The organism is Streptomyces albidoflavus, assembly GCF_000719955.1.
GTDB classification, from domain to species: Bacteria; Actinomycetota; Actinomycetes; order Streptomycetales; family Streptomycetaceae; genus Streptomyces; species Streptomyces albidoflavus.
This window is the reverse complement of sequence record NZ_JOII01000004.1, coordinates 1-13,742: the sequence shown is the minus strand read 5'-3', so window position 1 is coordinate 13,742 and position 13,742 is coordinate 1. Positions and strand designations below refer to the sequence as shown.

The window sequence follows — 13,742 nt, the reverse complement described above, 5'->3', positions numbered from 1 at the left end:
CCCGCCGCGCCCCCGCCCGGGGCGAGCCCCCGCTGACGCGCTCGCAGCCCCGCACCCGTCCCCGACCCGCGGAGGGTGCGGCTAACCGGAAGGAGAGAGCCCTGACCCGCCACCCGACCGGAGCGGCCGGCCCACCAGCGTTCCGCCCCTGGAGTACCCACCGGCGCGAACTGGGCGAGGGCCTTCGCCACACCGGAAACCACCTGGTAACCGTCGACATCCTTGACGGCACCCTCACCGCCCTCGACCCCGCCACCCCCGGCGACGGGGCCGTCCTGCTGCGCCTGGACGTCCCGCTGGGCGCTGTCGCACCCCTGGCCGGGCTGCCCGGACACTGGCTGGCGGCGGCTGGGACCGGCGCCGCCGTCATCGCCCCCGACGGCAGCCTGGCCTGGCTGGACCACCCCGGCGCCGCTGATCCCGTGCGCAGCCGCGTCAACGACGGATGCTGCGACCCATCCGGACGCTTCTGGTTCGGCACCATGCCCTACGGGCCGGAGCGCGGCGCCGGACGGCTCCACCGGGTCGGTCACGACGGGTCCGTCACCACCGTGCTGGACGGGCTGACCATCCCCAACGGTCCGGCTTTCACGGCCGACGGGACGCTGATGTACCTGGCCGACAGCGCCGAGGGCCGCATCGACCGCTTCCGGGTAGATCCCGAGGACGGGCGACTGCTCGACCGGACCGCGTTCGCCGCGTTCGCGCCGGGCGCCGGCAGCCCGGACGGCATGACGGTGGACGACGACGGCCAGCTCTGGGTAGCGGTCTGGGGTGCCGGAGCGGTCCACCGCTACGCACCGGACGGCACCCTCACCGCCGTTCTGCCGCTCCCCGCCGTCCAGCCCACCAGCCCTGCACTCGTCAACGGCACCCTGTTCGTGGCTACCGCAGCCATCGGTCTCACTCCGCAGCCCGACGACCGCCCCGACGAGACCCGGCCCGGCGGCGCCCCCCGGCACGACGGCCGGGTGCTGGCCGCTGAGGTCGGCGCATCGGCACCGCCCGCCCGCCCGGCCATCCTCCACCCCGGGGCCCCCGGGGTCCCGTCCACGACCATCGCCGCCCGTCCTTCCGGCGGCGCCACCCGCAGGGAGGCACTGTGAGCCCGTACCCGTTCCAGGACCGCACCGCCATCGTCACCGGCGGTGCCCAGGGCATCGGCGAGGCTGTCGTCGACGCCCTGCTGGCAAGGGGCGCCGCCGTCGCGGTGCTGGACCGCGACGAGGCCGCACTCGAACGCGCCGCCGACCGCCACGCCGCCCACGCGGACCGGATGCTGCCGCTGGCCGTCGACATCACCGACGAGGCAGGGGTCGCCGCGGCCACCGGGTCCGTCGCCGAACGGTTCGGCCCGGCGACGCTGCTGGTCAACAATGCCGGGATCAACGCCTACTTCGACCCCGCCGCGATGACCTCCGACGAATGGGACCGCGTCTTCGCGGTCGATCTCAAAGGCGCCTGGCTCGTCGCCAAGCAGCTGATCCCCGGCATGCGCGAGCGCGAGACAGGCTCGATCGTCAACGTCGCGTCCCTGCACGCCCGCCTCACCTCCGCCGGGTACTTCCCCTACGCGGCGGCCAAGTCCGGTCTGCTGGGGCTGACCCGCAGTCTGGCCCTCGAACTCGCGCCGCACGGAGTGCGGGTCAACGCGGTCAGTCCGGGCTGGACCCGGACGGCCCTGGTCCGGGACTACTTCGCCGCCCAGCCCGACCCCGAAGCAGCCCAGGCCGAGGTGGTGAACGTGCACCCGATGCGGCGGATGTGCGAACCCCGGGACGTGGCCGAGGCCGTCGCCTTCCTGCTGGGACCGGGCGCCCGTGGCATCACCGGCGCCGAGCTCCCCGTCGACGGAGGCCTCGGCGCCCGCTTCGCGGGCTGACCCGCGAGGTCGCGAGGCCGGGCCGCGGATTCGTGGGGCGGCCGGAATCCTGCGGCCCGGTGCCGCGGATCCCGTCCTCTCGACGGAACTGAACCTTTCGCTGAGGTGGCATCTATCCGTCACCTGCCTTCGCGTACCTGCCGGGTGATTTCTTCGCCTTCAGCTGAGGTAAGGGGGCCGGTACCGTCGGTAGGTGCGGTGCCGAACGTGACGGCGAGGATACGGTCGTGGACTCGCTCAGGTTGGTGAGTTCGGCAATCGCGGTCCGGGCCCGGGCCCATGCGCTGAGGCATGTGACCGATGCGATCAACAGAGCTGGCCACCACAATGCGCCGAGCACGAGATACGGCAGGGTCCAAGCGCCGGTGACGACGGCTGGCGCGAACTGGCTGCTGGCTTGGGCGTGTTCGGCCTGGACGTGTTCGGGAAGCACCAGCCAGAGGCGTGGCCAGTCGAAGCGGAGGCCGAGCCCGTAGCGGTCGACGCTGATCTGCTCGACGGCAGCGATGCGATCACCTATCCACGTCGGCCGGGCAGGTTCCGCCATGGATAGCCGGTTGATCTGGTGCGCAACTTCATCGATTACTTGCTGCTGCTCGGCTGTTCGGTCGGGTGGCGGGTAGCGCTGCTGGAGCTCGTGTCGGTGCTCGACCAGTCCTCGTAGTGCCGGATGGTGCGCAGGGGACAGTTCCAGTCCGGGCATCAATGCAGTTGAGGAGGTCCGCGTAGACTTGTGCCGGAGTGAGGTATCCGTGGATCTTGCGTGGACAACGGTTGCGGTCGTGGGTGATCGGGCGGCACGGCAGATGAAGAAGCTTCGGGGGCCCCGGGCTGGGGCAGCCGGTCGTGAGGCTGGCCGGCACCTTGTCCAGAGGCACCAGCCAGCCACGAGTACGGCGTTCAGGCAGCCTTCTTCAATGACGTGAGGTGGGCGAAGACCACCACGTTCGCCGAGTAGCCTGCCCTCTCGTCGAAGCGTCCGCCGCAGGTCAGCAGGCGGAGTTCTGGCCGGCCGGTCTCCCCGTACACCTTGTCGTCGGGGAACTTGTCCTTGGTATACGTCTTCACCGCGTCCACGGTGAACACCGCGGTCTTACGGTCTGCGCGCACCACGTTGACCTTGTCTCCCCGGCGAAGTGCGTTGAGGTTGAGGAAGATGGCGGGACCCGTCCTGGTGTCGCGGTGACCCACGAGCAGTGCTGTTCCGTCCTCGCCAGGTGAGGGCCCCTTCTCGTACCAGCCCGTCAGCTTGGGCTTGCTCAACGGCGGGGCTTCGAGCCGCCCTTTTGTATCCAGGCCGAGTGCAGTAACGGGTGCCTCGATGAAAATGGCCGGGATAGCGACCTTCAGCGGTCGTGACGGCACGAGGGGCGCGTGCGCGGCGGGCACGTGCTGAGCTGGTTCGTGCGGTGCCCGCCGGAACGGCTCCTGCCCGCCGCCCGCGGCGTCAGGGCCGTGGGCGGCGGTGACCGGCGAGGTGTCCTCGGAGGAGTCCGAGGACACCCAGACAATGCCGGCCACCAGCGAGAACGTCACGCACAGTGTCATAGAGAGGCGGCACGCGCGCGTCGGCCCTCGGCGTCGCCGTCGGGAGCGCGAGTTACGCCGCGCCACGGGCACGGCGACGGGCGGACCGGCGCATCATGATCAGGCCCGCTGCGCCTGCGGCCCCGGCGGCCAGCACCGCGGTAGCGGTTCCGGCGTGCGAGTCGCCCCCGGAGCTGACGGGCTGCATGTCCGGGACACCGCCTCCTCCCGCGGGTACGGCGCCGATCGGCCGCTGCGGCTTGCTGCTGCCGCGGTCGCAATCGACCTTGAAGCTCTTCTGCTTCGGGCCTGCCGGGACGACCCACACGAGCTGGTACGTGCCTTCCGGGAGCAGGTACGCCTCGCTGCGCGCACTGCCGTTGATGAGTGGGAGCCTGTCCATCAGGGTGGTGCCCGGCGGCACGGTCGGGGGCTGCTCCGTGATCGTCCAGGGGACCGAGGGGAACGACTCGAAGTTGCTCGCCGACAGCACGAACTTGCAGACCTCGACCCCCTCGCGGTCACTGCTCGAATGCCAGCTGACCGAGCGGATGTCGATGTTGCCGCTGTCGCCGGGGGCGGCGTAGGCGGTGGGTGCCGCAGCGGCCAGGGTGGCGCCGACGGCGGCGGCTGCGACGGCCACCTTCGCCCCTGCGCGGAGACGGACGGTGCTGGAGGTACGCATGAAGGCTCCTTAAGCCGAGATGATTGTCATACTTCTCACCTGTTCGCCTAAGAAGTGCACGAAAGATCGCGAAAGCCGAATACAGGCACGACGACATGCCGGAAATGCCCCGATTGGCCGACGGTGTGCCGAGTGGAAGCGGTCGCAGTAGCGCCTCGTCCCGATTGGGTGCGCGCCTACAGCGAGACCCACAAGGCCATCGAGGCCGCCGCGCGTCGGCTGCGGGTGACGGCGTTGTGGAGGCGCCGGAGCGCCGGCGGGGCGTTCGTCAGGGCGGCGGGGCGGAGGCGCTCGCGAACCGCGGGCCAACCTGCCGGGCGCTGTCGAGGTTGGGGCGGCGGCGCCGACCCCGGCAGGTCTTGCAGTCCGCCCTCGGCGGGATCAGGCGCACCTCTGGGTCCAGCCGCCGGCCGGCCTACGGCGGCCCCCAGCGCCTGCCCCGGCAGCGCCGATTCACGCGAGGCGGCCCGTCGTCTCAGTCGCCTTCCTGATCAGGTGCGGTCACATGATCGTCCCAGTGTCGCCGCCCCGCGGGCACTATGGTCAGGGGCACGCGGTGATGGGGTGCCAAAGTGCGTGCATGAGGGCCTGTTGACCTGGTCTACGGGCAACCGAAGAGGCGGCGGGCGGAACGTCTCCGCTCGACCGGATTCGCAGACGCAGCCGCGGGTGCCCGGCGAGCCGCTCCCGACGCAGGCACATCACCAAACGCCGATACGCCCGCCGCTTCCCCGCGCGCAGAATGCGCCGCAAAAGCGAACAACTCGGCATGAAGATCCTCATCGGCGCCCTGCCCGCCGCCGTCGCCATCCCCGTCGCGCGCTGGCTGCTGATCAACTGGTGGGTGCTCCTCACCCTCGCGCTGGCGGCGGCCGGGTTCGGCGGAGTGTGGTTGTACCGCAAGGCCGAGCACGCCCGGTGGGACCGGACCCGAGTCAACGCGCTGCGCTTCAACCTCCCGCAGATCGACGCCCTGCACCACCGCGAATTCGAGTACGCCGTTCGCGACCTCCTGCGCCGCGACGGATGCTCCAACGCCCGGCAGGTCGGCGGGGCCGGCGACAACGGGGCCGACGTCATCGCGACCGACCCGTACGGACGGGTATGGGTCATCCAGCGCAAACACCGGCGAAACGGCACCAGCGGCTCGGCGATCGGCGTCCCCGACCTCCAGCGCGTCAACGGCACCGCCCGCCCGCTTCACGGCGCCGACGTGGTCGCCGTCGTCACCAACGGCCGCTTCACCTGCCGGTGCCCCGAACTCGCCGGCGCCCTGCACATGCACCTCGTAGACCGCCGCGTCCTCGCTCGGTGGGCAGCAGGCCCCCAACCGCTCTGGGACCTGCTGCCGAAGATCCCCCCACCACGGAAGCCCGTCACCTGATCGTCTCCTCCGAGTCCGGGCGCGAGCGCGTCAAGGGCCAACCCGTAGGAGGCCGAGCCGACAACGGCCCCCGGGCAGCAGCTTCCTGGCTTCCGCTCTCCCGCGCGAGGAAGGCCGTCTTCGTTCAGCATCAGCACGACGAGCCTGACCGAGCCGCCGGTGCCCTTCGGAGGCGTGGCGGCAGACGAGCCCGAAGGCGCCATGCCGGTAACGCGCCGGCTGGACCGGGGGAGTGGCGTCCGGCCCCGGCCCAGCCGGGGTTCACTGGGGCCGGAGCGCCACGATCACCAGAGCGGCGAGCATGCCGCCCAGGAGCCAGGTCTGCCACCAGGCCCATCAGGGGAGTGCACGGCGACGGTGTTGGCGCGGGCTCACCGGGCGGTCGCTTTCGCTAGAGGAGCCAGGTGTAGCGGACATGCACGCCGTGGCCCCGGACCCACCGGGTCTCGCGGTCCTGGTACTCACGGACGACAACCGGCGCGATGGCGGCCGGCCACCGGACCAGCACCGCCTCGATGCCGCCAGCCGCCGCGAGCTCCCAGACCTTGAGCCAGCCCGGGCGCCGGCCAGGGTCGGGCTCGCCGTACCGGTCGGTGACCACCACGGCGATCGTCAGCTCATGCCGCTCCGCGAAGGCGCGGCCCTCGGCCAGCGCCCGCTCGGCGGCCAGGCTCGGCATCTGCCTGCCACGGTCCGCGCAGACGTACAGCACGGCCTTGGCGGCGGATTCTGGGGACCTTCCATCACTGATCATCGCTGCCCTCAGCAGGTAAATCAGGGGTCGGCGCCCCGTCGCACCCACCGGGGGAGATAAGAGCGACGGGTGTCCCGTCCCACTCAAGCAGCTCCCCGCGCGCCTCGGTGACCAGGGGATAGGCGAATCTCGGTGAGCACGGCAGCACAACATCCCACGAGACGTTGTCGCCGAAGCTGACGCGTGCGCAGGTGTCCCAGCATGCGTTGCCGGCGGCGTCCGGTTAGCCCCGGCGGGGGGGGAGTCAGTAACGTCCACTGCGCTGGCCATCAGCCACATCGAGCACGGCTATGGTGCTGGTTCCCGCCGTCTCTGCCGCCGTTCCGGCCCGCGGGATTCTCCTGCCGGCACTTCTCCGCGGCTTCCTGTGGAGGTGCGCCGCGGTAGAGGCGGAGTCCGCCGCGCTGTTCATCGACTTCGGCCTGAGGGAAGCCGTTCTCGCGCAGGCATCGTGCGTACCGCTCGGTGGCCTCCAGAGAGCCGGCGCCCGGTGCCGGCTCGTTGTTGCCGCCCTGCGGCTTGCCGCCGGACGTGGGGTAGGCGCCCACTCCACCGTTGCCGGGACTGTCATCAGCCTCGCCTTCGCACGCGCTGAGGGCCAGGGCCCGAAGCGGGGGCGCCATGAGGGCGTGGACCGCACAGCGCCGACCGCGGGAGGGGATACCGCGGCCGATGCCCGCACGGCCCGACTATCCGATGCCCGAGGAACGCTCTATGCGGCGGCGTCTTCGGTCATCTTGCCCTTGCGGATGGTCAGGACCCGGTCGGACTGGGCCGCCAGCTGCTGAGAATGGGTCACGACGATCACGCATTTGCCCTGCTCCTGGGCGAGTGCGCGGAACATGTCGATGATGCCCTGGGCGGTGTCCTCGTCGAGGTTTCCTGTGGGTTCGTCGGCGAAGAGGATATCGACGTCGCAGGCGAGTGCGCGGGCGATGGCGACGCGCTGCTGCTGGCCGCCGGAGAGTTGCATGACGTTGCGGCCGGCCGTCGAGCGGTCGAGGCCCACGTCTGCGAGCAGTTCAAGGGCGCGTGCCTTACGGCTGCCCGAGGCGGGCTTCACACCGGTGATCTCCATGGCGGTGGTGACGTTCTGGAGGGCGGTCATGTAGGTGAGGAGGTTGTACTGCTGGAAGATCGTGGCGGCGTGCTTGTTGCGGTAGCGGCCCAGGCCGATCGTGTTCAGGTCCTGTCCGTCGAAGCTGATGACGCCCTTGGTGGGGGTGTCGAGTCCGCTCGCCAGGGACAGCAGCGTGGTCTTACCGCTGCCGGAAGGGCCAAGGATCGTGTAGAAGGTGCCGCGCTCGAAGCTGTAGTCGATGCTCTTGAGGACGGTGCTCCTGCGGCGCTGACCGGTGTAGGTGTAGCTGATGCCGTCGAGGCGCAGGACTGGCCGGTGGGTGCTCGAGCTCGTGGTGCTGGTCATGTTGGCTTCACTTGCCCTTCGTGAGGATGAAGCGGGGGCTGAGCCGCAGGACGGACGCTGCGGGGACGGCGGTGGCCAGGAGGCCGATGCCGATGCCGATGCTGCCGACGACGGCGATGTCGGACGGGGCGAGGCCCACGGTGATCTTGTCGATGGGGTCGGCGTTGTCGACGGGCTGGTCGTTCATGTCGATTCCTTCGCTGAGGCCGGTGCTGCCGGGCGGCGGGGCCTTCCAGGAGTCGAGCTTGTCCTGGGCGGCGGCGGCCTGGCTGCTCAGCAGGGACTGGCCGACGCTCTGCGTCAGGCTCTGCGTGAACAGCGAGCTCAGACCGATGGCGAGCACCGCGACGACCACCGTCTCCAGAATCTGCTGGGCGATGAGCCTGCTCTTCTTCTCGCCCATGCTCAGCAGCACGCCGTACTCCTTGCGGCGCTGCTTGACAGCGAGATTGGCAAGCAGGGCCAGGACGGCGGCGCCGGCCAGGGCGATCAGCCACATGGCCAGGGTGGCACTGGAGCGGATGCTCTGCAGCGGTCCGGTCATCTGCTGGATGGCCTTGTCGTTGGTGTCCAGCTTGAAACCCTCCAGCTGACCGCCCGCGATCTTCGCCGCTTTCTTCTTGAACGCATCGAGGTCGTCGGCATCGTTGAGGAGGAAGGAGCCCGATCCGACCTGCAGCGCGCCGGATCCGGAGTCGGCGGAGACGAGTCCCGAGAAGCTGCCGATCGACGCGTAGAGGAGGTTGGAGCGGTTGCTGAAGAACTCCGGGTCCGGTTCGGTGCTCGGGCTCGGGTCACGGTAGATGCCGCCGACGGTGAACTCCTCCTCGCCCTTGCCCGAGACCGGGGCAAGGGCGATCTTGTCGCCCACCTTGAGGTTGTTCTTCGCGGTCAGCCGCTCCTCGACCAGGACCTTGTTCTTGTCCTTGTCCGCGGCGGTGATGTGCTCACCAGACAGGAGCTTGAACTTGCCGCTGCGGAAGTCGGGCAGCAGCCCGGAGTCCAGGACTCCCCTCACGATGGTCTGTCCCTCGCCCAAGCCCGAAGCCGCAGAGTCCACGCCGTCGGTGACGAGGTTGATGCCGCCCTTGAGGGAAGCGGCGTCGAACATCGCGTAGTTGAACTTTTGCACCTGGGGCAGGGCGCCGATCTTGTCGACGGTGCGGGAGTCGATCCGCGGTGCCTGGCCGGTGAAGGCCGCGGACGGGTCGTACTCCATGTTCACCTCGGCGCCGACGGAGCGTTTGGCCTTCTGCTCGGCCGCGGCGGTCGCGTCGTTTATGAGTACGCCGGCCAGCACCATCACGGCGATGACGAGGAATGTGGACAGGGTGAGCAGGGTCTTGCCCTTGCGCGACCACAGGCTGAGCCCTGCGCGCTTGATGAAGTTCATGAGGGTGAGTGCTTCCGTTCTGACCCGGTATCGGGGGTGTGTGCTAGTTCGCGTGCGGGTGGGCGGGTACGGGGCCGTGCCTGCTCGGCTACTCGCCGGAGGCGAGGATGGAACGGGGGTGCAGGCGCAGGACTCCGATCCCGGGAAGAGCGGTGGCGACGACGGAGATCCCCAGGCCGATCCCGGCGACCTTGCCCAGGTCGGCCAGGCCCACGGTCATCCGAGGCGCGCCTGTCCGGCCGCTGAGCAGCGCCTCGCCCACGAACGGGGCGGGCACCTGGCCGATCACAGCGGCGAGGAGCACGGCGGGCACGGCGATGGCCGCCACCTCCGCGGTGTGCTGGGCGATCAGCTTCCACTTCTTCTCTCCCATGGCGAGGAGCATCCCGAGCTCGTCGCGGCGCTCACGGATCTGCAGCGCCACGATCAACGCGAGGATCAGCGCACCGGCCAGCGCGATCAGCCACACGATCAGCCCGGCGAACGCACCGACCTGCTGGATCGGGCGCACCTGGTCGTTGTACGCCTTGTCGTTGACGCGGAATTCGAAGGACTCCGCGCCGAGCAGCTTCTCGACCTCGTCGTGCAGCTGCTTCGCCAGCTCGGGAGAGCCCACCTTGAACACGGCCTCCGCAAGGTGCCGCGTACCGGGGCTGAGCTCCCGCGCCGTCGCGACCGGAACGTAGAGCACGTTGCCGGGCAGCTTGCTGGGGTGCTCCCACTGAGCGGGACCGGGCATGGCGTCCTGATAGATCCCGACGATCTTCGTCTGGAGCGTGCGCTGACCGTCGGCGGACTTTACGCCGATGGTGTCGCCCAGCTTGAGCCCGTTCTTCTTGGCGAGGCGCTGCTCGACCATGGCGACCTTTCGGCCGGCGTCTGCGGAGGTGATGGCCCGACCAGTAAGGATCTTGTTCGAGCCGTACGAGAAGGGCAGCAGCAGACCGGAGTCCTTGACGCCGTTGACGGCCAGCGGGCCCTTGCCCTTGCCCTTGTCCTCGTCATCGCCCTTGCCGCCCGGCTGGGGAAGCTCGGATTCCAACGGCTTCAGCCCTTGCGCCCCAGCTGTCAGCACAAGCAGCGGGTTGTACCGGCTGACCAGCGGTGAGGCGCCGATCCGATCGGCGACCTCCGAGGTCAGTCCCGAGCTCTGCACCGTCACGTCCACGCCGATGTCCCGCTGCGCGTCCGCCTCCTGCCGGGCGGCCGTGCCCTGCAGCAAGAATCCGCCCAGCAGCAGTGTGCTGATGACGACGAAGATCCCCAGCACCACGGCTGTCTTGGATTTCCGTGCCCGCAGACTCCTGCCGGCACGCTTGACGAAGTTCATGAGGCCTACGAGACCAGAACGCCGTTTGCAGCAAGATAAGCGCGTTACGGCGGCATAAAGTCATCGCCGGAAACCGGACAAACGCTGCCGGGCGCACTCCGCTGCGGCCGGGTTTAACTCCCTGCAATCATGACCTTGTTTCCATGAAGGCATGAGAGTTCTGATTGCCGAGGATCACCACATCCTCGCCCGTTCCATCGTCACCGGTCTGCGCCGTCAGGGCATGGCCGTCGATCTCGCGGTCTCGGGCGACCAGGCCGAGCGCATGTGCCTGATCACGGACTACGACGTGCTCATCCTCGACCGCGACCTGCCCGTGATGACCGGAGACGAGGTGTGCAAGCGCCTGCGCGAGCTCACGGACCCGCCGCGGATCCTGATGCTGACCGCCGCCGGTGAGCTCACGGACAAGGTGTACGGCCTCACCACACTCGGTGCCGACGACTACCTCGCCAAACCCTTCGACTTCGCCGAACTGGTCGCCCGAGTACGGGCGTTGAGTCGCCGCGCGACCAAGCCCCCGCCGGTCGTCCTTCACCAGGGAGGCATCACCCTGGACCGGGCGCGCAGGGAGGTCACGGTGGACGGTCGGCCCATCGAACTGACGCCCAAGGAATTCGCCGTACTGCAATGTCTGATGGAGGCCCGCGGGGTGGCGGTCCCGCACGCCGAGCTCGTCCGTACGATCTGGGACGAGAACCTCGATCCGCGCACCAGCGCCGTACGGGCCACCATCAGCAGGCTGCGTGCCAAGCTGGGCGACACCGCCGTCATTACCATGGACGTGGGGCGGGGGTACCGGCTGTGCGACTGAACCCTCGCGCGTTCGTGCGCGCCCTGCCGTTCCGCGCCCGCCTGGCCGCGGCGATCTCGGCCCTGTTCCTCGTGGCAGGGGTGATCCTGCTGTCGTTCGTCGTGCTCCTCGCCCGGCACGGGACGGCGCAACAGGTGCAGGGTATCGAGGTCACGTACGGCGGCGACGAGCCGCCGAGCCAGGAGTCTTCCAGGGCGCCCGCGCAGCCCGTCGACCCCGGCACGCATCCCGAGCCGCGCCCGCCCGCCGACAGCGACACCATCAGTTTGCGGAAACTGGACCAGACCGTCCGCGCTGTCCAGGACGCCGCACTGCACCAGATGGTCCTCTGGTCGGCGATCGGACTGGTGATCATGGCTGTCGTCGCCGGTCTGCTCGGCTGGTGGCTGGCCGGGCGAGCCCTGCGGCCCGTGGCCTCCATGACGGAAGCGGCCCGCCGCATCAGCGAACAGAACCTGCACCAGCGTCTCGCGCTCACCGGCCCCGACGACGAACTCCACCGCCTGGCCGACACGTTCGACACCATGCTCGACCGCCTGGAGCGGTCCTTCGACAGCCAGCGCCGCTTCACGGCGAACGCCTCCCACGAACTGAGGACGCCGCTGGCCGCTCAGCGCACCACCCTCGAAGTCTGCCTGGCCGATCCCCTGTCCGAGGGCCTCGCGGAGGTCAGGGAGGACCTGCTCACGACCAACCGGGAAGCGGAACGGCTGGTCAACTCACTTCTCGTACTGGCCAAGGGAGACCAGGGCGTGGAAACGATCGCCGCTGTGGATCTCGGGGCGGCAGCCCGGCAGGTGCGGGCCGAACTCAGCTCTCTGGCCAAAGAGAAGAACGTCACCGTCTCCGTCCCCGAGCACGCTGCCCTGACGGTCCACGGCGACCCCGTACTGCTGCGCCACCTCCTGACGAATCTGATCCGCAACGCCATCCAGTACAACTACGAGGGCGGACAGGTCCGCGTAGACGTCGAGCCCCACACCCTGACCGTGATGAACACCGGCCCGCAGATCTCCGAGGAGCGGATCCCGGACCTGTTCGAACCCTTCCGCCGCCTCGGCCAGGACCGCACGAGCACCAGTGGACACGGCCTGGGGCTGTCCATCGTGCGCTCGATCGCTAAGGCCCACGGCGCTGACCTGCACGCCATTCCAGGAGACAGCGGCGGCCTCACGATCACACTGCGATTCCCATGACGCAGCGCGATTTCACCCCCTACATCATGGCGGCTGCCTACCTTCAGCGAGTGGCATACCCCGCCGCGGCGACGAAGGACCGCGCGGCACCTTTCGGTCAGAGCCAAGTACCAGACCCTCCCGGGCACATGGGGTGCCGAACTGAGCTTTCCGTGCCCAATGGCAGGTCATTGAACGGGCCTTTCCGGACTGGGCACTGCCGGCCAGCGTGGAGGGTTGTCGGCGTGGACTGCGGTCAACTCCGTGGCGGCGTCGATGGGCAACTCACAGGCCCGGAGATGGGCCAGGACCTTGGGCAGCAGGAGGCTTCGGTCAGCGGGCGCCGCCCGGGACGGTCCATCGTGAGGTCCGTGTGTGGTGGTTCTGTGGGACCACTGAGTCTTTTCCATCTTGATCAGGTGGCGAGTTCGAGGGCGACGATGGCTCGGACGACGGCGGTGATCCGGGTGGTGCTGCAGCGGAGTTTCCGCAGGAGCCTCCAGGACTTGAGGATGGCCATGGCGCGTTCGCCGAGGCTGCGGATCTTGGTGTGATCGTGGTTGTGGTGTCGGCGCCAGCCGCGCAGGTGCTTGCCCCGGATCGGCACGCGGATCGCAGGGCCGGCACCCTGATACGCCTTGTCGGCCCAGCACTTGATGTCGTTTACGGCGAGGGCTGCGGGAATGCCGTGGACCCGCGCCGCGGTCAGGTCGTGCGTGGCTCCCGGCAATGCGTCCGAGGCCCAGATCAGGCGTCCGGCGGGATCGGCGAGGACCTGCACGTTCATCCCGTGGTGCTTCTTCTTCCCCGAGTAGTACGGCCGGTCTGCGGCGATGCGGTCGATCGGCAGCACGGTGCCGTCAAGGATCACGTACGCCTTCTTCCGGACAGTCGTCATGGCCTGTTCTAGCGTAGGCGCGAGGGCGGCCAGGAGGTCGACGGCCTCGCGTATGTAGCGGTAGGCCGTGGCGATCCCGATGCGGAAGCCTGCGGCAAGGCGGGCGTAGGTGTCGCCGCAGCGCAGGTGGCCCAGAACGAGCAGGGCCTGCCGTCCACAGGTCAGTCGACGCCAGCGTGAACCGATCCGACGACGGTGACCTGCGAGAAGGCCGGAGAGATGCCTCAGAGTGCGGCTGTCGATGCCGGACGGGTAGACAAACACGCGAAAGCTCCTGGCGGACTGGTGATCTTGGTCGTGAACCCGTCTACCAGGAACTTTCTTCATGCCCGCCGCCGGGGCTGTCTGCCCAACCACCCGTCAGGTTGGAAGAGGCTAACTGATCATTTCAGAATGAGGTTCGCAGGCGGCGGAGGCATATGAGGCTGCAGGCCAGTTCGAGCAGGCCCTGGTGGAGATCGGCGCGTCGCTCGT

13 protein-coding genes are annotated in these 13,742 nt (G+C 69.2%); 5 read left to right on the top strand and 8 right to left on the bottom strand.

From position 1 onward, the window contains the following. The first annotated feature begins 32 nt into the window (after nucleotides 1-32). Nucleotides 33-1,106 carry an SMP-30/gluconolactonase/LRE family protein gene (locus tag IF45_RS0104940; RefSeq protein ID WP_323139066.1) on the top strand — a complete coding sequence of 358 codons (1,074 nt, stop codon included), beginning with the start codon at nucleotides 33-35 and terminating at the stop codon, nucleotides 1,104-1,106. Continuing rightward, on the top strand, nucleotides 1,103-1,882 hold the full coding sequence (locus IF45_RS0104935; RefSeq protein WP_030305716.1) for an SDR family NAD(P)-dependent oxidoreductase: 780 nt from the start codon (nucleotides 1,103-1,105) through the stop codon (nucleotides 1,880-1,882). Before IF45_RS0104940 ends, IF45_RS0104935 begins: the two co-directional genes overlap by 4 nt. 112 nt (nucleotides 1,883-1,994) lie before the next feature. Here the strand turns inward: IF45_RS0104935 and IF45_RS33100 are convergent, their stop codons facing one another. The 3 genes from IF45_RS33100 to IF45_RS0104920 form a co-directional block, all read right to left on the bottom strand. Beyond that, nucleotides 1,995-2,585, bottom strand: a complete 591-nt coding sequence (locus tag IF45_RS33100) for a hypothetical protein (protein ID WP_123985138.1) — start codon at nucleotides 2,583-2,585, stop codon at nucleotides 1,995-1,997. Between the two features lie 197 nt (nucleotides 2,586-2,782). Further along, nucleotides 2,783-3,430: a class F sortase gene (locus IF45_RS0104925; protein ID WP_030305714.1), complete on the bottom strand. Its 648-nt coding sequence runs from the start codon at nucleotides 3,428-3,430 to the stop codon at nucleotides 2,783-2,785. A 52-nt stretch (nucleotides 3,431-3,482) separates the two neighbouring features. Beyond that, nucleotides 3,483-4,094: a hypothetical protein gene (locus tag IF45_RS0104920; RefSeq protein ID WP_030305712.1), complete on the bottom strand. Its 612-nt coding sequence runs from the start codon at nucleotides 4,092-4,094 to the stop codon at nucleotides 3,483-3,485. 769 nt (nucleotides 4,095-4,863) lie between these two features. On the opposite strand from IF45_RS0104920, the gene IF45_RS0104915 reads away from it, so the two are divergent. Beyond that, nucleotides 4,864-5,478 carry a restriction endonuclease gene (locus IF45_RS0104915; RefSeq protein WP_078842836.1) on the top strand — a complete coding sequence of 205 codons (615 nt, stop codon included), beginning with the start codon at nucleotides 4,864-4,866 and terminating at the stop codon, nucleotides 5,476-5,478. Between the two features lie 391 nt (nucleotides 5,479-5,869). On the opposite strand, the gene IF45_RS0104910 is transcribed toward IF45_RS0104915, so the two are convergent. From IF45_RS0104910 to IF45_RS0104895, 4 genes are all read right to left on the bottom strand, one after another. After that, complete coding sequence (locus tag IF45_RS0104910) at nucleotides 5,870-6,232, bottom strand: hypothetical protein (RefSeq protein WP_030305706.1); 363 nt, start codon at nucleotides 6,230-6,232, stop codon at nucleotides 5,870-5,872. A 712-nt stretch (nucleotides 6,233-6,944) separates the two neighbouring features. After that, nucleotides 6,945-7,658, bottom strand: coding sequence for an ABC transporter ATP-binding protein (locus IF45_RS0104905; RefSeq protein ID WP_051701375.1), 714 nt, complete (start codon nucleotides 7,656-7,658; stop codon nucleotides 6,945-6,947). A 7-nt stretch (nucleotides 7,659-7,665) separates the two neighbouring features. Beyond that, entirely contained in the window at nucleotides 7,666-9,051 is a 1,386-nt protein-coding gene (locus IF45_RS0104900; protein WP_030305702.1) for an ABC transporter permease, read from the bottom strand. 88 nt (nucleotides 9,052-9,139) lie between these two features. Then, the gene (locus IF45_RS0104895) at nucleotides 9,140-10,381 is read right to left on the bottom strand and encodes an ABC transporter permease (protein ID WP_030305701.1); all 1,242 of its coding nucleotides are present in this window, start codon (nucleotides 10,379-10,381) and stop codon (nucleotides 9,140-9,142) included. A 151-nt stretch (nucleotides 10,382-10,532) separates the two neighbouring features. Between IF45_RS0104895 and IF45_RS0104890 the strand changes: the two genes are divergently transcribed. Together IF45_RS0104890 and IF45_RS0104885 are read left to right on the top strand one after the other, a co-directional pair. Beyond that, nucleotides 10,533-11,195 (top strand): response regulator transcription factor, encoded by a 663-nt coding sequence (locus IF45_RS0104890; RefSeq protein ID WP_030305700.1) that lies wholly within the window; start codon nucleotides 10,533-10,535, stop codon nucleotides 11,193-11,195. Continuing rightward, entirely contained in the window at nucleotides 11,186-12,391 is a 1,206-nt protein-coding gene (locus IF45_RS0104885; protein ID WP_030305699.1) for a sensor histidine kinase, read from the top strand. Before IF45_RS0104890 ends, IF45_RS0104885 begins: the two co-directional genes overlap by 10 nt. 394 nt (nucleotides 12,392-12,785) lie before the next feature. Here the strand turns inward: IF45_RS0104885 and IF45_RS0104880 are convergent, their stop codons facing one another. Beyond that, nucleotides 12,786-13,532, bottom strand: coding sequence for an IS5/IS1182 family transposase (locus IF45_RS0104880; RefSeq protein WP_030305697.1), 747 nt, complete (start codon nucleotides 13,530-13,532; stop codon nucleotides 12,786-12,788). Nucleotides 13,533-13,742 lie beyond the last annotated feature (210 nt).

Bases quoted from the DNA above. Each gene is read 5' to 3' on its own strand.
- IF45_RS33100 (WP_123985138.1), bottom strand. From the start codon at position 2,585: ATGCCCGGACTGGAACTGTCCCCTGCGCACCATCCGGCACTACGAGGA.
- IF45_RS0104925 (WP_030305714.1), bottom strand. From the start codon at position 3,430: ATGACACTGTGCGTGACGTTCTCGCTGGTGGCCGGCATTGTCTGGGTG.
- IF45_RS0104920 (WP_030305712.1), bottom strand. From the start codon at position 4,094: ATGCGTACCTCCAGCACCGTCCGTCTCCGCGCAGGGGCGAAGGTGGCC.
- IF45_RS0104915 (WP_078842836.1), top strand. From the start codon at position 4,864: ATGAAGATCCTCATCGGCGCCCTGCCCGCCGCCGTCGCCATCCCCGTC.
- IF45_RS0104910 (WP_030305706.1), bottom strand. From the start codon at position 6,232: ATGATCAGTGATGGAAGGTCCCCAGAATCCGCCGCCAAGGCCGTGCTG.
- IF45_RS0104905 (WP_051701375.1), bottom strand. From the start codon at position 7,658: ATGACCAGCACCACGAGCTCGAGCACCCACCGGCCAGTCCTGCGCCTC.
- IF45_RS0104900 (WP_030305702.1), bottom strand. From the start codon at position 9,051: ATGAACTTCATCAAGCGCGCAGGGCTCAGCCTGTGGTCGCGCAAGGGC.
- IF45_RS0104895 (WP_030305701.1), bottom strand. From the start codon at position 10,381: ATGAACTTCGTCAAGCGTGCCGGCAGGAGTCTGCGGGCACGGAAATCC.
- IF45_RS0104890 (WP_030305700.1), top strand. From the start codon at position 10,533: ATGAGAGTTCTGATTGCCGAGGATCACCACATCCTCGCCCGTTCCATC.